Here is a 21396-nt window from a genome sequence, read left to right as displayed (position 1 = left end):
CCTTCAATCGAATGTTGGAGAGGGTTCGGCGACCAGGCGGTCGGCGATGTTCAGGGCGAATGCGCCGTCCATGACGTCGAGATGCAGCGGGCCGATCGGCCGGCCCTCGCGCTGTTCCGCGAGGATGTGCCGGCTGACCGCGGGCAGCAGCGTGCCGGTCAGGATGGCGTCGACCATCCGGCCGCCGGTGTCGACCTGGCGCGCGCGGGCGGCGACCGTCTCGGCAACGCTGTCGCCGAAGGTCAGCGGCACCTTGTGCGCCTGCATCATGCGGTCGGCGATCCGGTCCAGCCGCAGCCGCACGATGCGGTCCAGCATGGCGTCGCTCAGCGCGTAGTAGGGGACGACGGTCATCCGGCCCAGCAGGGCCGGCGGGAAGACCTCGCGCAATGGCCGATGCAGCGCGCGCTCCAGGACCTCCGGCTCCGGCCGCGCCCCGGCGCACAGCTTCGCGATCGACTCGCCGCCGACATTCGATGTCAGCAGGATCAGCGTGTTGCGGAAATCGATCTTCCGGCCCTCGCCATCCTCCATCACGCCCTTGTCGAAGACCTGGAAGAAGATCTCGTGCACGTCCGGATGCGCCTTCTCGATCTCGTCGAGCAGGATCACCGCATGCGGCCGCCGGCGCACGGCCTCGGTCAGCACGCCGCCCTGGCCGTAGCCGACATAGCCGGGCGGGGCGCCCTTGAGCGAGGCGACCGTGTGCGCCTCCTGGAACTCGCTCATGTTGATGGTGATCAGGTTGCCCTCGCCGCCCAGCAGGGTCTCGGCCAGCGCCAGCGCCGTCTCGGTCTTGCCGACGCCGGACGGGCCGCACAGCAGGAAGACGCCGATCGGCTTGGCGGGATCGTCCAGGCCGGCGCGGCTGGTCTGCACCCGCTGGGCGATCGCCTCCATGGCATGGTCCTGGCCGACGACGCGCCGGCCCAGGGCATCGGCGAGGGACAGCAGGGTGGTGGCCTCGTCCTTCAGCAGGCGGCCGACCGGGATGCCGGTCCAGTCCTGCACCACGGCGGCCACCGCATTGCGGTCGACCCGGTCGAGCACCAGCGGCGCCTCCTCCTGGATCTCGCGCCATTCGCCGTCCAGCCGCCGCAGCTCGGCCGGGTCGGCGGTGCCGTCGGCGCGCAGCGCGGCCCGGGCCCGCTGGATCTGCTCGACAAGGCTGCGCTCGGCCTGCCAGCGGACGTCGAGCCGGGCCGCCTCCTGCCTGGCCTCCTCGAACGCCTCTTCCACCTCCGCCCGACGCTCGCCGACATCGGCGCCATCGGCCTCCTCGCGGCCGAGCATCTCCAGCTCCAGCGTCAGGGCGTCGATCCGCTGCCGCTGATGCTCCAGCCGGTCGGGGCGGGCGTGGCGGCTGACGGCGACGCGGGCGCAGGCGGTGTCGAGCAGGCTCAGCGACTTGTCCGGCAACTGGCGGGCCGGGATGTAGCGCCGCGACAGCGCGACCGCGGCCTCCACCGCCTCGTCCAGGATCTCGACGCCGTGATGCGCCTCCAGCGTCCGCACCATGCGGCGCATCATGGTGACGGCCTGCGGCTCGTCCGGCTCGGCCACCGGGATGGCCTGGAAGCGCCGGCTCAGCGCCGGGTCCTTCTCGATGTAGCGCTTGTACTCGGCCCAGGTGGTGGCGCCGATGGTCCGCAGCGTGCCGCGGGCCAAGGCGGGCTTCAGCATGTTGGCGGCGTCGCCGGTGCCCTCCTGGCCGCCGGCGCCGATCAGCGTGTGCGCCTCGTCGATGAACATGATCACCGGATGCGGCGCCGCCTGGACCTCGGCGATGACGTCGCGCAGGCGCTGCTCGAACTCGCCCTTCACCCCGGCGCCGGCCTGCAGCAGGCCGAGGTCGAGCGCGTGCAGGCCGACGTCGCGCAGCGGCGCCGGCACCTCGCCGGCCACGATCCTGAGCGCCAGGCCCTCGACGATGGCGGTCTTGCCGACGCCCGCCTCGCCGGTCAGGATCGGGTTGTTCTGCCGCCGCCGCATCAGCACGTCGATGATCTGCCGGATCTCGGGGTCGCGGCCGATCACCGGGTCGAGCTTGCCGGCCCTGGCGCTCGCGGTCAGGTCCACGGTGTAGCGCGCCAGGGCGCCGCCACGCCCGCCGGGCGCCGCCGAGGGCGAGGTCCCGTCCGCCGCCTCCACCAGCGCCTGCGCGGCCGTGACCTCGGGCGAGCCGCGGGTGATCGCCTCGAAGCCGTCGCGCAGCCGGTCCAGCGCCAGCTTGCCGAATTCGGGGGAGATCGCGAGCAGGGCGTGGCTGAGCGGGCGGCTCGACAGGCAGCCATAGAGGAGATGGCCGGAGCGGATGCGGTCGTCGCCGAAGGCCAGGGTCGCGACCAGCCAGGCCTCCTGGGTCGCGTCCTCGATATGCTGCGACAGGTCGGAGACGGCGGTGGCGCCGCGCGGCAGCCGGTCCAGCGCCCGGGTCAGGTCGCGCGCCATGATGCCCGGGTCGACGCCGAAGCTGCGCAGGATCCGCCCGAAATCGGAATCGGCGACCTCGTTCAGCTGGTGCAGCCAATGGACCAGCTCGACATAGGCGTTGCCGCGCAGCTTGCAGAACGCCGTGGCGCTCTCGATCGCGGCGTAGCAGGGCGCGTTCAGCTTGCTGAACAGGTTCCGGCGGCTGATGCCCGTCATCACGGACTCCACGAGGCTGTTTCGGGGGATGCCGCTTCCGTCGGGCCGGGAAGGGGCGGGGTCGTCGCCAAGTCGTCGGCGTGGCGCCGCGACTTGCGCTTGCCCATCCAGCCGGTCCAGCCGAGCCGGCCGCTGCGGCCCAGCCGGACCGCCGGCACCTCGTCGCGGCGCAGGACCAGGTTGACCTCCCAGTCCAGCTCGTCGCCGACATAGTTGCGGACGATCTGGGCCATCTTGTCGAGGCCGGGGGCGCCGGGCAGCAGCCGTTCGTACTGGGCCAGGCCCAGCGGGCCGATGACGATGCGGAACCGGTGGTGATAGACCTGGATGCGGGCGCCGGCGGTGGCCGTGCTGCCCAGCGTGCCGGTGCCCGGGTCGCGGCCCAGGAGGCACAGCGCGTCGCGCGGCAGCTGGACCCATTTCGGGACGAATTCGCGGATCTCGACCGGCGCCGTGAAGAAGCTGGCGAGGATCGACCCCAGCCCTTCGGCGTTGCGGGTGTGCGAGGCCAGCCGGCCGGTGAAATGGACCTTGGCCAGGTCGGGCATCGCGTCCCGCTCCTGCAGCGACTCCATGCCGAGGCCGGCCAGGGCGCCGAGCTGCAGGGCGAAGCGGTCCTGCTGCGGCCGGTCGTGGCTCACCGTCGGCTCGCTCTCGGCCCAGGCGCGGAAGAACAGCGAGGCCATGCGGTGGTGGAAGATGTCGGCGAAGCGGACCAGCGTCTCGTCGCCGGCATTGTGCTGCCGCAGATGGGCGTATTCGGTCAGATGCAGCGGCAGCGGGCCGTTCGACCCGAACAGCCCGAAGACATAGGTGGCCAGCCGGGCGGAGCCGCCTTCCTCATCGGCCTCGGTCAGGCCTGCGATCGGCCGGGTCGGAAAGGCCAGGGCCGGCTGCTGCCCGATCCGCACCGGGTCCGATCCCGGCCGGCTCGATTCCCCCAGCCGCGGGCGGTCCGGGCTCAAGGCATCGATCCGCCGCAGCGTCTGGAAGACGTCGAAGGCGTGCGGCTCGGCCGCGACCGCGCCGAGGAAGCTGTCGAGGGCGTCCGGCATCAGACCACCGCCCGGCGGCCGATCATCGGCGGCCATCGCATCACCTCCCCGCGCTGCAGGGTCGACAGCACCATCTCGGTGAAGCCGTTGATCGAGACGTATTTGGCGAAGAACAGGTTCAGCACCGAGGCCAGCGGGAAGGTACCGACGCCTTCGAAGGCCGCCTCGTCCAGGGTGACGCCGATCTCGATGCCGCGCGCCACCGCGGCCTGCCCGCCGCCGGGCAGGCGCCGGACCACGGCCTTCGACCGGACCTCCCGGATGCCGTCGATCTGGCGCGTGGCGGAGGCGTCGTCCGGATCGACATAGAGGCGCAGCAGCTCCCGCAGCGCCTCGGCGCCCTGGTGGTCGGGCCGGTCGGAATTGGTGATCGACAGGTAATTCAGCGACAGGTGGCTGATCAGCTTCCAGGCGACATCGCCATTGGCGAAGGACGGCCGCGGCCGGCTCGGCAGCGACAGGCAGCGGACGCTGGTCACGGGGGCGCCGATCTCCAGCGTGAAGTCGGTCTCGCCCCGGCCGATCGGCAGCAGCAGCGGCAGGTCCCGGTTCGAGCACAGGCAGCGCAGCGACAGCTGGCGCAGATCGGCCGAATAGGGGGCGGCCTGGCGGTCGACCAGCGAGACGAAGGTCTCGCTGCCGATATAGCCGGTGCGCGTGCCGTGCAGGCGCTGGTGCTCGGACAGCAGGCGCTGCTCGCGCCGCACCGTGTAGTAGCTGGAATGCTGCTCGCGCCGCCCGTGCTCGTGGATGCTGTAGAAGGGCAGGAACGGCATCGGCGCCGCGTCGCCGCTCTCGCCCTCGCCGCTCATCTCCAGGATCGAGTGCAGCTCGATGTCGAGCGGCCGGATTCGGTCGACTACCACATGGTGCTCGTAATGCTTGTCGCTGACATGGATCCGATCGGCCTGGCGCTCGAACAGGTTGACCGCCGGGGTCGCGAACAGGGCGATGTTCTGCGGGCCGAGATGGCGCTCCAGCCGCGGCTCGGCGCGGCCGAGCGCGAACACGATCTCGAGCTCCTCGGTGGTCGACAGCGCCACCGCGTCGGCCAGGCCGCCGAGCTCGACGAACAGCGTCCGGTCCGCGAGCGCGAAGTATTCCTGCAGCAGGCGATAGCCGTCGAAGGAGCGGGGGACCTCGGGCAGCAGCGACCAGCCCGGCTCCAGCCCGACCTGCCGCAGCGCCTGCCGCGGGATCGTCTCCTGCCAGGGCAAGGGCCGGCTGACCGGCCGGGCGACGATGGCGCGGGTGTCGGCGACCAGCTGCTCGGCCAGGGCCGCGCCGATGCCGCCGGGCCCGGTGAGGTGCAGCGTCAGGGCCTTCAGCGCCAGCTTGGCGAAGGGCAGTCCGTTGGTGGTCCGCAGGCGCAGGCGCAGCGCCGCCTTCACCGCCTGCCGGCCCGGCAGGCGCAGGGCCGAGAGCTGCCCCGGCGTCGCATAGTAGTCGACGGCGCTGACTGCGACCGGCCACAGCTGGACGTCATGGGCGGTGCGGAACTCGCAATGGGTGACGGCGCCGGGGGCCAGCTGGCTCAACAGCTTGGTCCCGCGCGGCACCAGATAGCCGTTCTCCAGCCGCCCGGCCTCCGGGTCCGGCTCGAACCGGACGATCGACATCGACGGCACCGGCGGCAGGAAATGCGGGTAGACCAGCTCCAGCAGATGCTGGGTGAAATCCGGGAAGCGCGATTGCAGCTTCAGCTGCACCCGCGCCGCCATGAAGGCGAAGCCTTCGAGCAGCCGCTCGACATAGGGGTCGGCGACCTCGGTCGTCTCCATGCCGAGCCGGCCGGCGACCTTGGGAAAGGCGCGGGCGAACTCGGCCCCCATGTCGCGCATATAGGCGAGCTCGTCGTTGTAGAGGCGCAGCAGCCTGGGATCCATCAGCCGTTCTCCGCGCGCATCTCGACGACGCGGACGACGTCGAGCTCGCGGTCGACCTCGGTGCGCATCACCATGCGCAGCGGCACCGGATGCGCCCATAGATCGGCCTCGATCCGGAAATGGAGAGAGCCGGTGTCCTGCCCGTCCTCGATCGCCGTGACCCTCAGGCTGTCGGGCAAGAGGCGCGGCTCGAAGCGGTGCAGGCTGGCGAGGATCTCCTGCCGCAGGGCGTTGGCGTCGACACCTTCACGGATGTGCCCGCCCAGCGGCCAGATGCCGTAGTTCAGCGTGCTGGCGGCGACATGGGGGTAGGGCTGCAGGTCCACGGTCGCGGCCAGCTGGTTGGTGTTCAGGAGCCATGAGATGTCGCGCAGGATCACCTCCCGCAGCTGGCGCACCGAGAAGCTGCGCCGGTCCTGCGCCTCGGTCGCACTGCGCGGCTGGTCGTCGGTCAGCCGGTCGAGGAGCGACGGCTGGACCAGGTCCCGCTTGACGGCTCTGGCCATGATTCACCTGGGTGGGGATGGACGAGGGAAGGGCGACCGGCCGGGGGCGCCGGCCGGTCGCGACGCCGTCAGGCGACGAGCTTGGTGAAGTCTGTGCTGTTGGCGATCTGGTTCCAGATGCCCTCGCCCTGCTTCGTCAGGGCACCCTTGTCGTTCTGCTTGTAGTAGATGACCTTGCAGGCGCCGAACCGGAAGGTGACCGTCTCCTCCGGGGCTTCCTCGGCGTAGGACCATTCGACCTTCTCCACGGCCAGCATGTTGAAGGTCCAGTGCAGGAACAGGTTGGTGCCGGACGTGCTTGTGCCGGAGCCGGTCGCCTTGAACAGCTTCAGGTCGACATTGCTGAAATGGGCGCCGCGGCCGCAGGCCACGTACAGATGGGGCGAGGCCGTATCCACCTGCTTCTTGACGGTGAAGACCTCGAACTCGGCCTTGCCGGACCCGGCGCCGCTGGTGTGGGGGCCGATGTTGAGCTTGTTCTCGAGCGAGAAGCTCCACTCGTCGGCCAGCGTGATGCCGTCCTTCAGGATGAGGGATTCACCCTTGGGTTGGATGCCGTCCTTGGACGCTGCGGTGAACAACATGACCGCGTCGAACGCCATGATCGTCTTCCTTCATCTGGTGATTCTGGATGGGGTTGAAGTCTGTCGGGGATCAGCCGTGCCGCATGCGACCTCCTTCCGCCGAGGGAGCGGATCGTCAGGCCTTGCGGGCCGACGGCAGGCGCGACACCAGCCGCAGCGAGATGGTCAGGCCCTCGAGCTGGTAGTGCGGCCGCAGGTAGAACCGGGCGGTGTAGTAGCCGGGGTTGTCCGCGACCTCCTCGACCTTGACCTCGGCCGAGGACAGCGGCTGCTGCGCCTTGCTCTCCTCGCTGCCCAGCTCAGGCGAGGGGTGGACGTAGCCCTGGATCCACTGGTTCAGCCACTCCTCGACCTCGTGCCGCTCCTTGAAGGTGCCGATCTTGTCGCGGACCATGCATTTCAGGTAATGGGCGAAGCGGCAGGTCGCGAAGATGTAGGGCAGCCGGGCGCTCAGCTCGGCATTGGCCGACGCGTCCGGGTCCTCGTACTTGATCGGCTTGTTGACGGTCTGGGCGCCGATGAACACGCCGAGATCCGTGTTCTTCCGGTGCAGCAGCGGCAGCAGGCCGTTCTTCGACAGCTCGGCCTCGCGCCGGTCGCTGATCGCGATCTCGGTCGGGCATTTCAGGTCGACGCCGCCGTCGTCGCTGGGGAAGGTGTGAACCGGCAGGTCCTCGACCAGGCCGCCGGATTCGACGCCGCGGATCCGCGACAGCCAGCCATAGAGCTTGAACGAGCGCGTGATGTTCACGCCCATGGCATAGGCGGCGTTGGTCCACAGATACTTGGCGCTGTCGCCGCCGTCCGACTCCTCCTCGAAGGCGAATTCGTCGACCGGGTTGGTCTTGGCGCCATAGGGCAGGCGCCCCAGGGTGCGCGGCATGGTCAGCGCCACGTAGCGGGAGTTCTCGCCGTCGCGGAACGACCGCCAGGCGGCATGCTCCGGCGTCAGGAAGATCTTGGTGATGTCGCGCGGATTGGCCAGCTCGCGCCAGGAGTCCATCTGCAGCAGATGCGGCGAGGCGGCGGAGATGAACGGCGCGTGGCTCGCCGCCGCGATCTGCGACACCGCCGACAGCAGCTCGACATCCGGCGGGCTGTGGTCGAAGTAATAGTCGCCGATCAGGCAGCCATAGGGCTCGCCGCCGATCTGGCCGTACTCCTCCTCGTAGATCTTCTTGAACAGCGGGCTCTGGTCCCAGGCGATGCCCTTGTACTTGCGCAGCGTCCGGGACAGCTCCTTCTTCGAGATCGGGAAGACGCGGATCTTCAGCGTCTCGTCGGTCTCGGTGTTGAAGACCAGGTGATGCAGGCCGCGCCAGGCCGATTCCAGCTGCTGGAACTCCTCGTGGTGCAGGACCTCGTTGATCTGCGCCGACAGCTTCTGGTCGATCGACGCGATGATCGACTGGATGGTGTCGACGACGTCGTCGCTGATCACCGAGGTGTCGCGCAGGGCCTGTTCGGCCAGGGTCCGGACGGCGGTCTCCACCGCCTCCTGGGCCTGGTCCGACCGGGTCCTGAACTCGCGCTGCAGCAGGCTGGCGAAATCGCCGGGATCGACCGTGGTGGCCGGGGCGGCCTGCGCCTCGGCGGACCTGGTGACTGCGGACGACATGGTCAGTTCTCCTCCGTCTCTGGGGCCGGGGACGGAAGCGCGTCCGTCTTCTCCTCGGGGGTTTCGGGCTTGGGGGCGCGGCCGAGGGCGCTGAGCAGCGCGGGATCGGCCAGCAGCCGGGCGACCAGCTCCTCGGCGCCGTTCTTGCCGTCCATGTAGGTCAGGAGGTTGGACAGCTGCGTCCGCGCCTCGAGCAGCCGGTTCAGGCTCTCGACCTTGCGGGCCACCGCCGCCGGCGAGAAATCGTCCATGCTCTCGAAGGTCAGGTCGACGGCCAGCTGGCCTTCGCCGGTGAGCCGGTTCGGCACCCGCAGCGCCACTCGCGGCTTCAGGGACCGGAGACGATCATCGAAATTGTCGATGTCGATCTCCATCATCTTGCGCTCGGCCACCGGGGGCAGCGCCTCGGTCGGGTTGCCGGCGAGGTCGGACATGACGCCGACGACGAAGGGCAGCTGCACCTTCTTGTTCGAGCCGTAGGTCTCGACGTCGTATTCGATCTGGACCCGGGGCGCCCGGTTGCGCGCGATGAACTTCTGACTGCTGGCCTTTGCCATCTCTTCATTCTCCTCGTGTGGGGCGGCTCCGGTCGTCAGGGGCTCTCGTCGGCCGCCAGGCCGGCGATCGAGCGGTAATGAGCGGCGCCCTCCGGCGCGAGCTCCAGGAGCAGAGCCATGAAGTCCTTGGAGACCAGCCGCTTCGCCCGTTCCAGCAGGGCCGGCACCGGGCTGGCCGGCTCGTTCGCCCGGTACCAGCGGCAGATCCGGTCGAGCGAACCGATGACGTCGTTGCGGTCGCGGATCTCGCCGGACAGGGCGGCCGCGGGAGCCGTCGTTCCCTCAGGGGCCTCGGCTGCCGGCGCGGCGCTGGGCCGGTGGGCGTCGACCAGCTCCTTGGCCTGGCGCAGCAGGGCGATCAGCGGATCGAAGCGGACGGCCTCGGTGATGTCGACGCGCTGCTTGACGCCGGCGTCCAGGCGGATCGCGGCGGCCAGGGCGGCGTCGAGATCGGCGCCGGCCTGGTCGAGCTGGCCGGGGTCGGTGTCGCCGAAGGCGCGCTCGACGGCCGCAAGGTCGATCTCGCCGGGCCGCTGCGCCTCGATGCAGTCGCGCAGCGTGAAGTTCCCGAACTGCCGCGACGCGGTCAGGGGAACCAGGCGGATCTCCGCCATCAGCCCGGCCGGATCGCACAGATTGGCCAGGGTGTTGAGGCGCACCGTCTGATCGTCGCCATCCTCCGCATCCGGCCGCGGATGCAGATCCGGCCAGAACTGCTCGACATAGCCGGCCAGCAGCTCGAGCCCCCCGCGCAGGCCGGAGAAGCCGGACTGGTTGAGGGCCGAGCGCGCCAGCAGCACGCCGATGCGCAGATCCTTGGTGCGGCCGGCGAGGTCGAGGCCCAGGCGCCAGACCTCGCGCCAGTCGGGGGGCTCGTCGGCCACGACGGCATCGCCGATCTGCTGGCCCGGCTTGCCCTGCGACGCCATTTCGAGCTCGAGGAAGCCCAGATCGTAGTCGAGGGCCTCGCCGCACGCATCGCCGTCGTCGACCGGCTTCAGCAGATGATCTGCGTCGAGCATGACCATGTCCGTCACTGCGGCTTTCCGGTTCGCGCCACCTTCGGGTCCCGGCAGTAAAGGCAAGAAGATCCGGGGGAAGGGGCGGTCGTTCGATTTCCGGAATCTAGCGAAGCCTCAGCGCCGGACTGCATGCGCGATTGATATGCGGGCATGTTGCGGCGCGTGCGCCGCATCCCGATCCCGAATGACCGGATATCAACTGCGCATGCGAGGGCCGCGCCGTCAGCCGTCAGAGTGTCCGCATCCTCGATCGCCGGCCCGGGCCCATGCCCGAGCGGCCTCGAATGATGCGGAGCGAGCAGGATGTCTTGGGACAACAGGGTCGTCTGGTCGGAAGGGCTGTTCCTCCGGCCGCAGCATTTCCAGCAGAGCGACCGCTATGTCGAAAAGCTCGTCCGCAGCCGGACGGCCGCCCTGCGCGGCTATGGCTGGGGCGTCACCGAGCTGCGGCTGAACCGCGAGCTGCTCAGCCTCGGCAAGATCGCGATCGAGACGGCCCGCGGCGTGATGGAGGACGGCACGCCGTTCAGCATCCCCGACGACGCCGACCAGCCGATCCCCTATGAGGTGCCGGAGCATCTGCGGGATTCGCTGATCCACCTGGCCGTGCCGCTGTACCAGCCCGGGGCGGTCGAGACCGACGGGCGCGCCGCGACCGACGTGCCGATCCGCTTCGCGGTGGCGGACCAGGACCTGGTCGACACCAATGCCGGCGAGCGCGACGGCGCCTCGATCGAGGTGGCGCGGCTGCGCTTCCAGCTGCTGCCGGACGGGGCGGACCGGGCCGGCTTCTCCTGCCTGCCGATCGCCCGGCTGGTCGAGGTCCGGGCCGACCGGCAGGTCGTGCTCGACGACACGCACATCCCGCCGACGATGGACTGCGCCGGCTCCCGCACCCTCGCCAACTTCATCACCGAGATCACCGGCCTGCTGCACCATCGCGGCGAGGCCCTGGCCGCCCGGGTGTCGCAGTCCGGCACGCGCGGCGTGGCCGAGATCGCCGATTTCCTGCTGCTGCAGGCGATCAACCGCTACGAGCCCTATTTCTCGCACCTCTCCGGCGCCGCGGTGGTGCATCCGGAAGCGCTGTACGGCCTGATGGTCCAGCTCGCCGGCGAGCTGGCGACCTATGCCCGGACCGAGAAGCGGCCACCGGCCTTCGGCGGCTACAGGCACGAGGACCTGGCGCTCAGCTTCCGGCCGGTGATCCAGTCGATCCGGGCCTCGCTCAGCGCCGTCTTGGAGCAGACGGCGGTGCCGGTGCCGCTCAGGCAGCACAAATACGGTGTCCACATCGCCGAGGTCGCCGACCGCTCGCTGTTCACGACCGCGACCTTCGTCCTGGCCGCCCGCGCCGATGTCGAGGTCGACCGGCTGCGCCGCGAATTCCCGACCCAGATCAAGATCGGCCCGGCCGAGAAGATCAAGGAGCTCGTCAACGTCGCGCTGCCGGGGATCATCATCAACCCGCTGCCGGTGGCGCCGCGGCAGATCCCCTTCCATGTCGGCGTCACCTATTTCGAGGTCGATCAGCAGAGCCCGTTCTGGAAGGACATGCGCCATTCCGGCGGCCTGGCGCTGCACGTCGCCGGCGACTTCCCGAACCTCGAAATGGCGCTCTGGGCCATCCGTGGCCAGTAGCAACCCGCAACCGACCTGGTGTCCCCCATGGCCCTCGTCCTCCGCGTAGACAGCACCGAGCCCGGCCTGCCTGGGACCATCGGACCCGACGGTCTGGTCGAGGCGGAGTCGGGGCTGACCATCGGCCGGGCCGACGACAACGGCCTGGTTCTGCGTGACGCGCAGCAGACCATCTCCAAGCATCACTGCTCGATCGAGCCGGCGGAGGGCCGCTTCGTCCTGATCGACCGCAGCCGCAACGGCACCTTCCTCAACGACGAGGCCGAGGCGCTGCCGCGGGAGGTGCCGGTGGCGCTCAAGGCCGGCGACGTCATCCAGATCGGCAGCTACCGGATCGACGTCGTCGCGGCGCCGGGCTCGACGCCGGCTGCGGTCGAGGCCGACGAGCCGGCGGAACGCACCGCGCCTTCGGCGGAGGAATTGAGCTTCCTCGGCACGGTCCAGATGGGGCCCGGGCTCGGCGGCGGCATCACCAGCCGGCGCGAGGAGCCGCTGCTCGGCGGGATCGACGGCGACCTGCTGCCGGCCCCGGGCTTCGGCGCGCCGCCGGAGCCGCCGGCGGACGACTGGTCGGCCGTCCGGAAGCCGGCCGCCTCCCATGCGGACCACGTGCCGGAGCATGCCGCCGTCTTCGTGCAGCCCAGGTCCGGCGTCGAGGCGATCCCCGACGACTGGGACATCATGGCGGAGCTCGGCGCGGCGCCGGCCGCAAAACCCGCGCCGGCCTTCACCAGGGTCGACATCGTCAGTCCCCCGGACGACGACGACATCCTCGAGGCCCCGCCGCCGCAGCCGGAGGCGCAGCCTGCCCCGCCACCCCGGCCGGCGGCGGATCAGCCGGCCGGCTCCAGCGGTGACGCCGATCGCGCCGTGGCCGCCTTCCTCGCCGCCTGCGGCCTGTCGCCGGCGGATGTCGGCGCGGCCGACCTCACCGCCGTGATGGACCGGGCAGGGCGGATGCTGCTGCATTCCGTCGCCGGGCTGCACGGCATCCTCTCGGCCCGCCGGCTCGCCAAGCAGGAATTCGGCCTCGAGCGCACGATGATCGAGCGCTCCGGCAACAACCCGCTGAAGTTCACGCTGGACGCGAAGGAGGCGATGCGCACGCTCCTCTGCGTCGAGATCCCGGGCTTCATCCGCGGCGACGCGGCGGTCGAGCAGGCCTTCTCCGACATCAGGGCGCACGAGGTCGCGATGCTGGCGGCGCTGCAGGAGGCGCTGCGCAGCGTCTGCGACCGTCTGTCGCCGGCTTCGGTCGAGCGGGCAGTCGGGCAGGCCGGCTGGCACTGGCCCGGCACCCGCAAGGCCCGCGGCTGGGACGAGTACCGGCGGATCTTCGACGACGTGGTCTCCGGCCTCGAGAACGACGCGCTGCGGATCTTCGGCGCCGACTTCGCGCGCGCCTATCGCGCCGAAACCTCGCGCCCGCGGGGACCGGAACGCAGGGACACGGATGGCAGCACCCATCCGGAAGGGAAAGGGCTGGATGGCGATGACTGAGGAAACCGTCCTGCTGCCGCGCGGTCCCGCCGCCCGGCCCAATCCGGGCGGGCGGCTGACCCTGGTGCCGCCGTCCCCGGCCTCGCCGGCCGAGCGGTTCTGGGAGGCGTTGGCGCTCGACCGGCTCGGCCCGCTGGTCGCGGCCGCGGCGGCGCTGCTCGGCCTCTGCGCCCAGCTCAAGAACAGCGCCAGCCATCCCGATGTCGAGGGGCTGCGTCTCCGGGTGCTGCGCGAGATCGACGCCTTCGAGCGCCGGGTCACCCCGCTGGGCCTGGCGCCGCGGGCGATCAAGGCCAGCAAATACGCGCTCTGCGCCACCATCGACGACATCGTCCTGAACACGCCCTGGGGCAGCCGCAGCGTCTGGACCACGCGCAGCATGGTCGGGTCGCTGTTCAGCGAGACCTGGGGCGGCGACCGGTTCTTCGACCTGCTGGCGCAGCTGAAAAAGGACCCGGGCGTCAATGTCGACCTGCTGGAGCTGCTCTACTACTGCATGAGCCTGGGCTTCGAGGGCCGGTTCCGGGTCGCGTCCCGCGGCGCCTCCGAGCTCAGCGTGCTGCGCGAGGACGTCTACCGCCTGATCCGGGCGGCCCGCGGCGAGTTCGAGCGCGACATCTCCCCCCACTGGCGGGGCGTGGCGGCGGCCCGCAAGCCGCTGCGCGGCATCGTCCCGGCCTGGGTGGTCGGGGCGGCGGGCGCGGCGCTGCTGCTGCTGCTCTATGCCGGGCTGCTGTTCGCGCTGAACGGCCGCTCCGACCTGGTGTTCGACCAGCTTGCCGCGCTGCCGCCGACCGGCGCGGTCAGCCTGGCGCGGGCGGCGCCGCCGCCGGTGATCGTGATGCGCGGCGACAAGCTGCGGCGCTTCCTCGAGCCCGAGATCCGCGAAGGTCTGGTCACGGTGGCCGAGGACGCCCAGCAGATCGTCGTCACCATCCGCGGCGCCGGCATGTTCGACTCCGCCAGCCCGACGGTGAAGAGCCGGTTCGAGCCGCTGCTGCTGCGCATCGGCGAGGCGCTGAACGACCAGCCGGGGGCGGTGCTGCTGACCGGGCACACGGATTCGACGCCGATCCGGTCGCTGGCCTTCCCGTCGAACTATCACCTGTCGGTCGCTCGCGCCAAATCGGTCGGCGAGATCATCACCTCGAAAATGAACGAGCCCGGGCGCGTGCGGGAAGAGGGAAGGGGCAGCACCGAGCCGGTGGCGCCGAACGACACGCCGGAGGGCCGCCAGCAGAACCGCCGGACCGAAATCATCATCAGCAAGACGAATTGAGGGAACGGACGGCCATGCAGTCCATCAAGAGCGCGCTCCGGTCGAAATGGCTCTATGTCGGCCTCGGCACCGGGATCGTCTGTGCCCTGATCTTCACGCTCGGGCCGCTGATCTCGATCGCGGGCTTCTCTCCGCTCGACAACCTCAGCAGCCAGCTCATGGCGTCGATGCTGATCCCGGTCGGATACAGCGTGACCTACCTGATCCAGTCGCATTTCCAGAGCCTCGTCCAATCGCGGGTCTCGAATGCCCTGTCCGGGATCGGGCAGAAGGACGAGGCCGGTGCCGCGGAGTCCTCGCGGAGCGGCGGGCGCGACGGTGCCGCCGCCGCGGGCCGGGAGCTGGAGACGATCTCCGGCCGCTTCCGCGAGGCCCTGGCCACGCTGAAGGGGCGTCGCTTCGCCGGCGCCAGCGGCCGGCGCTGGCTGTACCAGCTGCCCTGGTACGTGATGATCGGCCCGCCGGGGTCGGGCAAGACCACCGCGATCGTCAACTCCGGCCTCAGCTTCCCGCTGGCGGAGAAGTTCGGCCGCAAGGCGGTCGGCGGGGTCGGCGGCACGCGCAACTGCGACTGGTGGTTCACCGACGACGCGGTGCTGATCGACACCGCCGGCCGCTACATGACCCAGGACAGCGACGCCGAACAGGACAAGGCGGCGTGGCTGGGGTTCCTGCGGCTGCTGCGGCGCCATCGACGGCGCCAGCCCCTGAACGGCGTGCTGGTGGCGATCGGCATCAGCGAGCTGACCTCGACCTCCGAGGAGGCGCGGCTCGACCACGCCGCCCGGATCCGCCAGCGCGTGCTCGAGCTGTACCGCGAGCTCGGCCTGCGGCTGCCGGTCTATGTGATGCTGACCAAGAGCGACCTGCTGGCCGGCTTCGTCGAGTTCTTCGACGATCTCGGCCGCGAGGGGCGGGAGGCCGTCTGGGGCTTCACCTTCGCGCATGAGCCGGAGCGCGAGGGCGGCCCGATGGAGGCCTACGAGGCCGAATACGACGCGCTGGTCGGCCGCCTCGGCGAGCGGCTGCTGGAGCGGATGCAGCAGGAGAGCGACATCCAGCGCCGCGCCCTGGTGTTCGGCTTCCCGCAGCAGGTGGCCAGCCTGAAGCACCTGACCCACCAGTTCATGCAGGAGGCCTTCGCCCCGAACTCCTTCGAGGAGCCGATCATGCTCCGCGGCGTCTACTTCGTCAGCGGAACCCAGGTCGGCACGCCGCTGGACCGCGTGGTCGAGGCGATGTCGCGCACCTTCGACGTCGCCCGGCCGCCGCGCCCGACGCTCGGCGGGCAGAAGCGCAGCTATTTCATCAGCCGGCTGCTGCGCGAGGTGGTCTTCGCCGAAGCCGGTCTGGTCAACGCCGACCCCCGTGCCGAACGGCGACGGCGGCGGCTGCAATACGGCCTCTACGCCGGGATCGCGGCGGCGGTGGCCGTGGCCGGCATCCTGTGGGCGACCAGCTACGGCCGGAATGTCGACCTGATCGAAAACGTCCGGCTGACCGCCAGCAGCTACGCCGCGGAGGCCAACTCGCTGAAGCTCGACCGGGTCGACAGCGCCGATCTGCGGCCGGTCGTGCCGCTGCTGCAGAAGCTGCGCGAGATCCCGACCGGCTATGCCGACGGCGATGCCGCGCCCGACCGCCTCGCCGGCTTCGGCCTGGACCAGAGCGACAAGCTCGGGGTGCAGACGCGGGCGGCCTATCGCCACGCCCTCAACACCCTGCTGCTGCCGCGCCTGATCCTGCGGCTGGAGACGGTGCTAGCGGGGCGGCAGGACGATCCGGCGTTCCTGTACGAGGCGCTGAAGGTCTATCTGATGCTGGGGCAGCAGGGGCCGCTGCAGCGCGATGTGGTCCGCAGCTGGATGGCCCTCGACTGGGGCGTGCAGTTCCCCGGCGATGCCGATGCCGGGCTGCGCCGCGCGCTGGCCGGCCATCTCGACGCCCTGCTGGAAGGCCCCCTGTCCAATATCGGGCTGAACGGCGAGCTGATCGAGAAGAGCCGCGCCGGGCTGCAGGGCGTCTCGCTCGCCCGCCGGGTGCTCGACGCCGTCGTGGCCAGCCCCGAGGCTGTGGGGGAGCCGAGCTGGCGCTTGGCCGACCATGCCGGGCCGGTGGCCGAGGGCGTGCTGACCCGCCGGTCCGGGCAGCCCCTCGGCGCCGGCATCCCCGGCATCTACACCAGCGCCGGCTTCTACGAGGCCTTCCTGCCGCAGCTGCCGCAGGTGGCCGACGCCGTCGCCGCCGACGGCTGGGTGCTCGACCCTCAGGCGGCCGCGGCCCCGGCCGGCGGCGAGGCCAGCCTGAAGCTGCAGCGCGAGGCGACGGCGCTCTATGCCCAGGAATTCGCGCTGCGCTGGGACCGGCTGATCGGCGACGTCGCCATCCGGCCGATGCGGACGGTCGACGATTCGCTGCGCACCCTGAACACGCTGGCCGCGCCGACCTCGCCGATCCGCCTGCTGCTGGTCGCGGCGGCGCAGGAGACCAAGCTGGAGCGGCCGCCGGCGCCCGACGACGCGTCGCCGGCCGGCGACGGCGCCGCGCAGCCGGGCAAGGTGCCGCCGAGCAAGCTCGAGGCGCTGTTCCGGCCGCAGGCCGCGGCGGACGCGCCCGAGGCCATCGCCCGGCGCTACCTGAACGATCACTTCCAGTCGCTGCACCAGTTGGTCGACGTGCCGCCGAACAGCCAGGCCGACGCCCAGGCGCCGATCGACAGCGCCATCCGCGACCTCGGCGGCCTGTACCGCTCGCTCAGCGAGATGCAGGGGCTAGGCGGCGCGGGCTCGCTGCAGAAGGGCGACCAGGCGGCCGTCGCCATCCGCCGGATCGAAGCCGGCGCGGCCAACCTGCCGGAGCCGATCCGGCAATGGATCCTCGGCGTCAGCCGCACCAGCTCCGACCTGTCGATCACCGGCGCCAAGCGCCAGCTGACCGGCGTCTGGAGCAGCGGCCCCGGTGCCCTGTGCCAGCGGGCGACCGAGGGGCGCTATCCCTTCACCCCCGGCTCCGCCCAGGACGTCCCGCTCAGCGACTTCGGCCGGCTGTTCGGCCGCAACGGCGCGATCGACAGCTTCTTCGCCGAGAACCTGGCGCCCTTCGTCGACATGTCGGAAGGGTCGTGGAAGGTGCGGCCGACCGGCAATGTCGACTTCCGGCTCGACCGCGGCACCCTGGCCCAGTTCGAGCGGGCGGCGGCGATCCGCGACAGCATGTTCCAGGACGCCGGGGCGCAGCCCTCGGTCGGCTTCGTGCTGACCGTCGCCGAGACCGACCCGTCGACCGAGACGGTGGTGGTCGACATCGACGGCCAGCGGCTGGAAAGCCGGCGGGGCCAGTCCGCGGCGATGCATTTCCGCTGGCCGGCGACCGGCGGCGTCGGCGGCGCCTCGGTCACCTTCACCGGCGGCCAGGACGCGACCCTGTCCCGGACCGGCGCCTGGGGCCTGTTCCGCCTGCTGGATCAGGCGGCCCCGCGGCGCCTCGGCGGTTCCGACCGGCTGCAGCTGCGGCTGGCGGCCGGCACCCATTGGGCGACCTTGATCCTCCAGGCCGACAGCGTGATGAACCCGCTGTCCGGCAAGCTGCTGTCGCAGTTCCGATGCCCGCAGGATCTGTAAACTCCCGCATCCCGGCCGCGATCGCGGCCGGGCGGCCCTGCGGCTTCTACGGCAAGCTGCCGGCCCGCGCCGATTTCGTCGGCGCCGGGCTGCGGCCCGAGACGGTCGGCCGCTGGGACGCCTGGCTGCAGCAGGCGCTCGCCGCCGGCGAGGCCGCGATCGGCGCCGACTGGGCCGAGCTGTTCTTCGTCGCGCCGCTGTGGCGCTTCATCCTGCCGGCCGGCGCCTGCGGCCGGTCCATGCTGATCGGCGTGCTGATGCCGAGCGTCGACGCGGTCGGCCGCTGCTTCCCGCTGATGCTGGGGCAGGAGATCGAGCGGCCGGTCGACCCGGTCGGCCTGATGGCGGGCAGCGGCGCCTGGTTCGCCGCCGCCGAGGCCCTGGCGCTCGACGCCCTGGCCGACGGTTTCGACCCGGCGGAGTTCGGCCGCGACCTGCCGCCCTGGTCGGTCGTCCGCGGTGTGTCGGCCTCTCCGGCTCCGGTCCGGGAGGGCGGGGCCGGAACCTGGATCGAGCTTCCGATCGCCTCGGCGGCGCCGGCCGCTGCCGCGGCGCTGGCCGGGCGCGGGGCCCTGTGGTGGACGACCGGCGCCCGGCATGTGCCGCCGGGCGTGGCGGTCAGCGCCGGACTGGTCGCGCCGGACGGCTTCCCGGCGCTGATTGACGGCCGCTGGGCGCTGCACGGCTGGTCCGTCCGGCCGCCGACCCGCGGCGGGATCGAAGACGACGAATGGGACCGGGAGGGGTGACCGTCCGGTCCTGCCGCTCCGCATCAACCTCTTTTCATTTTCGACCAGAACGACAGGAGACAGATCATGCCGAAGCCACACACGAAGGAACGGGCAAGGAAGTTCATGAGTCTGATCGAGCAGACCCAAGGCAAGACAGACGATAAGGGCACGGATATTCGCTGCTGCTTTGCCGGCGGCTTCTACAAGGACGGAACCTCGGTCGTCATCGTCAGGGGCGTCGGTATCGAGACGGTGGAGACGACGCTCAAGAAGATGGCATATGACAACAAAATCACTAAGAAAAAGTTTGCGTCCAAAGATCCGGTCAAAGTCGATGTGGTCGGCTGGTTGAGATACGATGGTGCCAGTATCAGAGTGGATCTGAGGGAAGGAAATATCAGCAGAGCGAAAGAAAGAATTCAAGAGTATTTTAATGATTTTAAAGAGGGAAAGAAAAAAATTGTGATCGATGGTCCGGTGACCGAAGATCAAGATCTGGTTTTTACAAAGATGTTGGCGGAGAATCATAAGTATCTGAATCTTAAAGATGATGATGTGGAGCGTGACGAGAACGAGACCTCTCAGCCGGCTGGCGCGGCTGAGCAGCCGATGTCCGACCCGCTGGTCGGCGAGGATTTGGACTCGGATCCGGAAGACTCGGCGCCGATCTTCACTCCCCCGGAAAGCGAGGCCGGGGAGGAGGTGCCGGACGAAGATCTGACGGAGGGCGTGGATCTGTCGGCTGAGGACAGCGACTCCGACGAGGAGGATGAAAGCCCCGAGGAGGCGAGGACCTCGCGGGCGATGGAGGCCCTCTCGCCGGAGTTGAGAGAACAGGTCGCTGCCAAGGCCGGGACGATCGCCGCTCTCGATCTGATCTCGAGCCAGCAGATCGGCGTAGGACAGATGGCCGAGCAGGACCAGGTGCTGGGAAAGATCGCGGATGCGTTTGCGATCGCTCTGGCCGCGGTGCCGGAGGAAGAGCGGGAGATGCGGCTGCACAATCTCGCCGCCAGGCTGACCCTGATGCTGGCATACGCCGATAATCTGCGGTACCTCCAGCATGTCGACGAAAGCCAGACGGCCGATCGCTGGAAGCCGTACATGTCTGCTGCCGACGACGGCACCGAGCCCGAAGAGGCGACGGTGGACGGGATCGATCTCCGCGCCGTCCCGAGCGACGCTCTCAGCCAGGACGAGGTGACGAAGACGCTGTTCGACCTGGCCAAGATGAAGGCCATGGAGCGGCTGCTGCCCTATCCCCCGAACGAAGCCAGATCCGACAACATCGCGAAGATGGTGACGGGGCATTGGAGGGAAGGTGACGCGGCGGCCAATGCCGGGATCGTCGAACGCGTGCTCAAGGCAATGAAGCCGATGCTCGAGAACGACCAGGGGCTGACCCGCCTGCTGGGCTTCAAGCCGACGGACAAGATCGCCGGCATTGTCGAAAGCATTCGGGAATTCTGGGAGATGCACCGCAACAGCGCCATGGGGCAGAAGGAGGAGGTGAAGAATCGGGTCAACCAGATCCTTGGGGTCCCGGTGGAAAGGCTCGGCGGGACCTGGAAGCATGTTGACGACATCTTCCTGCAGATCGACCAGGAGATCTCCCAGCAGCTGGATGACATCCCCAAGCAGGAAGGAGAGGCCCGGTCGAAGGCGATCGAGCTCGTCATGGGCACCGTCGAGACGAATCTCGACTATCTGAAAGGCAACAATATCGTCGAGTTGCTCGACAAGCCTCCATTCGACGACGTCAAGGCCACGGTCGGCAAGACGTTGGTCGACGGCCTCGACCATGTGGCCAAGGGGCTGAAGCGGATCGAAGCGACGGGCGCCGCGGCCGCGGCATAGGCTCTCACCGGGCCGGTCTCCGCACCCGGAGGCCGGCCCGGGCCGATGCGAGCTGCCCTGGATTGCTTCGCTGCGCTCGCAATGACGATCCTTCAATGGGATCGCCGGTTTCAGACGTCCGCGAGATGGGCGAGCACGATAAGAGTGACATTGTCGGGGGCGCCACGCGCCAGCGCCAGGTCCAGGAGCGCGGCCGACGCCTCCTCGCAGGGCAGGGCGGCCAGGCGGTCCGCGATCTCGGCATCGGCCACGACATTGGTCAGGCCGTCGCTGCACAGCAGATAGACGTCGCCGGGCCGGCTGTCGCCCTGCGCCATGTCGAGCTCGAGCGGCCCCGTGGCGCCCACGGCGCGCGTGATCACATTGGCGCCGGGATGGCGGCGCCCCTCCTCGGGCGTCAGGCTGCCGTTGTCGATCAGGCGCTGGACGTAGGAATGATCGCGGGTGATCTGCCGCAGCACCCCGTCGCGCAGCCGGTACAGCCGGCTGTCTCCCGCCCACAGGCAGGTGAAGCGGCCGTCCCGGACGACCAGGACGACGACCGTCGCGCCGATCACCGCGCCGTCGCCGAGGCCGGTGGCCTCTGCCACCAGTGCCCGGTGGGCCGTGGTGAGCCGCGCGCGGATCTCCTCGATCTGAACGTGGCCCTGCGCCAGGGCCTCCATGATCATGCGGCTGGCGTGGTCGCCGCGCAGATGGCCGCCCATGCCGTCGGCGACAGCCCACAGCCCAAACTCGGGTCGCAGGAGGAACGCATCCTCATTGTGCCGTCGCACGGCCCCGGCATCGGTCTTCGCCGCCCAGTCGTATCGATGCTCGACCATGCGGCTACCGGGCCGGAGGGGCCTTGCTGTCTCTCCGCAACCGTTCCTCCCGTTCCGCCTGTGTGCG

General features: G+C 70.1%; 15 protein-coding genes. 6 read left to right on the top strand and 9 right to left on the bottom strand.

Annotation, left to right across the window (positions count from 1 at the left end; translation table 11 throughout):
* Nucleotides 1-3 precede the first annotated feature (3 nt).
* The 8 genes from tssH to tssA form a co-directional block, all read right to left on the bottom strand.
* On the bottom strand, nucleotides 4-2649 hold the full coding sequence (gene tssH / locus ACFW16_RS01125; protein WP_380300996.1) for a type VI secretion system ATPase TssH: 2646 nt from the start codon (nucleotides 2647-2649) through the stop codon (nucleotides 4-6).
* Entirely contained in the window at nucleotides 2649-3740 is a 1092-nt protein-coding gene (tssG, locus tag ACFW16_RS01120; RefSeq protein WP_380300994.1) for a type VI secretion system baseplate subunit TssG, read from the bottom strand. Before tssG ends, tssH begins: the two co-directional genes overlap by 1 nt.
* The gene (gene tssF / locus ACFW16_RS01115; RefSeq protein ID WP_380300992.1) at nucleotides 3704-5590 is read right to left on the bottom strand and encodes a type VI secretion system baseplate subunit TssF; all 1887 of its coding nucleotides are present in this window, start codon (nucleotides 5588-5590) and stop codon (nucleotides 3704-3706) included. The genes tssG and tssF overlap by 37 nt, the downstream gene beginning before the upstream one ends.
* Complete coding sequence (tssE, locus tag ACFW16_RS01110) at nucleotides 5590-6096, bottom strand: type VI secretion system baseplate subunit TssE (protein WP_380300990.1); 507 nt, start codon at nucleotides 6094-6096, stop codon at nucleotides 5590-5592. The genes tssF and tssE overlap by 1 nt, the downstream gene beginning before the upstream one ends.
* Before the next feature lie 68 nt (nucleotides 6097-6164).
* Nucleotides 6165-6698: a type VI secretion system tube protein Hcp gene (locus ACFW16_RS01105; protein WP_380300988.1), complete on the bottom strand. Its 534-nt coding sequence runs from the start codon at nucleotides 6696-6698 to the stop codon at nucleotides 6165-6167.
* Nucleotides 6699-6795: 97 nt separating this feature from the next.
* On the bottom strand, nucleotides 6796-8298 hold the full coding sequence (tssC, locus tag ACFW16_RS01100) for a type VI secretion system contractile sheath large subunit (protein ID WP_380300986.1): 1503 nt from the start codon (nucleotides 8296-8298) through the stop codon (nucleotides 6796-6798).
* A 2-nt stretch (nucleotides 8299-8300) separates the two neighbouring features.
* Nucleotides 8301-8855: a type VI secretion system contractile sheath small subunit gene (gene tssB, locus ACFW16_RS01095; RefSeq protein WP_380300984.1), complete on the bottom strand. Its 555-nt coding sequence runs from the start codon at nucleotides 8853-8855 to the stop codon at nucleotides 8301-8303.
* Nucleotides 8856-8890: 35 nt separating this feature from the next.
* Nucleotides 8891-9877 (bottom strand): type VI secretion system protein TssA, encoded by a 987-nt coding sequence (tssA, locus tag ACFW16_RS01090; protein WP_380300982.1) that lies wholly within the window; start codon nucleotides 9875-9877, stop codon nucleotides 8891-8893.
* Nucleotides 9878-10180: 303 nt separating this feature from the next.
* Between tssA and tssK the strand changes: the two genes are divergently transcribed.
* The 6 genes from tssK to ACFW16_RS01060 all read left to right on the top strand — a co-directional run bounded on the left by tssK (nucleotide 10181) and on the right by ACFW16_RS01060 (nucleotide 20505).
* The gene (gene tssK / locus ACFW16_RS01085) at nucleotides 10181-11518 is read left to right on the top strand and encodes a type VI secretion system baseplate subunit TssK (protein ID WP_380300980.1); all 1338 of its coding nucleotides are present in this window, start codon (nucleotides 10181-10183) and stop codon (nucleotides 11516-11518) included.
* Between the two features lie 27 nt (nucleotides 11519-11545).
* Complete coding sequence (tagH, locus tag ACFW16_RS01080) at nucleotides 11546-13018, top strand: type VI secretion system-associated FHA domain protein TagH (RefSeq protein WP_380300978.1); 1473 nt, start codon at nucleotides 11546-11548, stop codon at nucleotides 13016-13018.
* Nucleotides 13011-14297: a type IVB secretion system protein IcmH/DotU gene (gene icmH, locus ACFW16_RS01075; RefSeq protein ID WP_380300976.1), complete on the top strand. Its 1287-nt coding sequence runs from the start codon at nucleotides 13011-13013 to the stop codon at nucleotides 14295-14297. The genes tagH and icmH overlap by 8 nt, the downstream gene beginning before the upstream one ends.
* 14 nt (nucleotides 14298-14311) lie before the next feature.
* Nucleotides 14312-17917 (top strand): type VI secretion system membrane subunit TssM, encoded by a 3606-nt coding sequence (gene tssM / locus ACFW16_RS01070; RefSeq protein ID WP_380300974.1) that lies wholly within the window; start codon nucleotides 14312-14314, stop codon nucleotides 17915-17917.
* Nucleotides 17899-18666: a type VI secretion system-associated protein TagF gene (tagF, locus tag ACFW16_RS01065; RefSeq protein WP_380300972.1), complete on the top strand. Its 768-nt coding sequence runs from the start codon at nucleotides 17899-17901 to the stop codon at nucleotides 18664-18666. The genes tssM and tagF overlap by 19 nt, the downstream gene beginning before the upstream one ends.
* 66 nt (nucleotides 18667-18732) lie before the next feature.
* The gene (locus tag ACFW16_RS01060; RefSeq protein WP_380300970.1) at nucleotides 18733-20505 is read left to right on the top strand and encodes a hypothetical protein; all 1773 of its coding nucleotides are present in this window, start codon (nucleotides 18733-18735) and stop codon (nucleotides 20503-20505) included.
* Between the two features lie 110 nt (nucleotides 20506-20615).
* On the opposite strand, the gene ACFW16_RS01055 is transcribed toward ACFW16_RS01060, so the two are convergent.
* Nucleotides 20616-21329, bottom strand: a complete 714-nt coding sequence (locus ACFW16_RS01055; RefSeq protein ID WP_380300968.1) for a PP2C family protein-serine/threonine phosphatase — start codon at nucleotides 21327-21329, stop codon at nucleotides 20616-20618.
* Nucleotides 21330-21396 lie beyond the last annotated feature (67 nt).

The organism is Inquilinus sp. NPDC058860 (genome assembly GCF_042743185.1).
GTDB lineage: Bacteria > Pseudomonadota > Alphaproteobacteria > DSM-16000 > Inquilinaceae > Inquilinus.
The sequence above is the reverse complement of the archived record's forward strand: the minus strand, read 5'-3'. Positions and strand labels throughout refer to the sequence as shown.

What these genes read in the sequence shown, in the direction of transcription:
- tssH (WP_380300996.1), bottom strand. Translation starts at nt 2,649, where the DNA reads ATGACGGGCATCAGCCGCCGGAACCTGTTCAGCAAGCTGAACGCGCCC.
- tssG (WP_380300994.1), bottom strand. Translation starts at nt 3,740, where the DNA reads ATGGCCGCCGATGATCGGCCGCCGGGCGGTGGTCTGATGCCGGACGCC.
- tssF (WP_380300992.1), bottom strand. Translation starts at nt 5,590, where the DNA reads ATGGATCCCAGGCTGCTGCGCCTCTACAACGACGAGCTCGCCTATATG.
- tssE (WP_380300990.1), bottom strand. Translation starts at nt 6,096, where the DNA reads ATGGCCAGAGCCGTCAAGCGGGACCTGGTCCAGCCGTCGCTCCTCGAC.
- ACFW16_RS01105 (WP_380300988.1), bottom strand. Translation starts at nt 6,698, where the DNA reads ATGGCGTTCGACGCGGTCATGTTGTTCACCGCAGCGTCCAAGGACGGC.
- tssC (WP_380300986.1), bottom strand. Translation starts at nt 8,298, where the DNA reads ATGTCGTCCGCAGTCACCAGGTCCGCCGAGGCGCAGGCCGCCCCGGCC.
- tssB (WP_380300984.1), bottom strand. Translation starts at nt 8,855, where the DNA reads ATGGCAAAGGCCAGCAGTCAGAAGTTCATCGCGCGCAACCGGGCGCCC.
- tssA (WP_380300982.1), bottom strand. Translation starts at nt 9,877, where the DNA reads ATGCTCGACGCAGATCATCTGCTGAAGCCGGTCGACGACGGCGATGCG.
- tssK (WP_380300980.1), top strand. Translation starts at nt 10,181, where the DNA reads ATGTCTTGGGACAACAGGGTCGTCTGGTCGGAAGGGCTGTTCCTCCGG.
- tagH (WP_380300978.1), top strand. Translation starts at nt 11,546, where the DNA reads ATGGCCCTCGTCCTCCGCGTAGACAGCACCGAGCCCGGCCTGCCTGGG.
- icmH (WP_380300976.1), top strand. Translation starts at nt 13,011, where the DNA reads ATGACTGAGGAAACCGTCCTGCTGCCGCGCGGTCCCGCCGCCCGGCCC.
- tssM (WP_380300974.1), top strand. Translation starts at nt 14,312, where the DNA reads ATGCAGTCCATCAAGAGCGCGCTCCGGTCGAAATGGCTCTATGTCGGC.
- tagF (WP_380300972.1), top strand. Translation starts at nt 17,899, where the DNA reads ATGCCCGCAGGATCTGTAAACTCCCGCATCCCGGCCGCGATCGCGGCC.
- ACFW16_RS01060 (WP_380300970.1), top strand. Translation starts at nt 18,733, where the DNA reads ATGCCGAAGCCACACACGAAGGAACGGGCAAGGAAGTTCATGAGTCTG.
- ACFW16_RS01055 (WP_380300968.1), bottom strand. Translation starts at nt 21,329, where the DNA reads ATGGTCGAGCATCGATACGACTGGGCGGCGAAGACCGATGCCGGGGCC.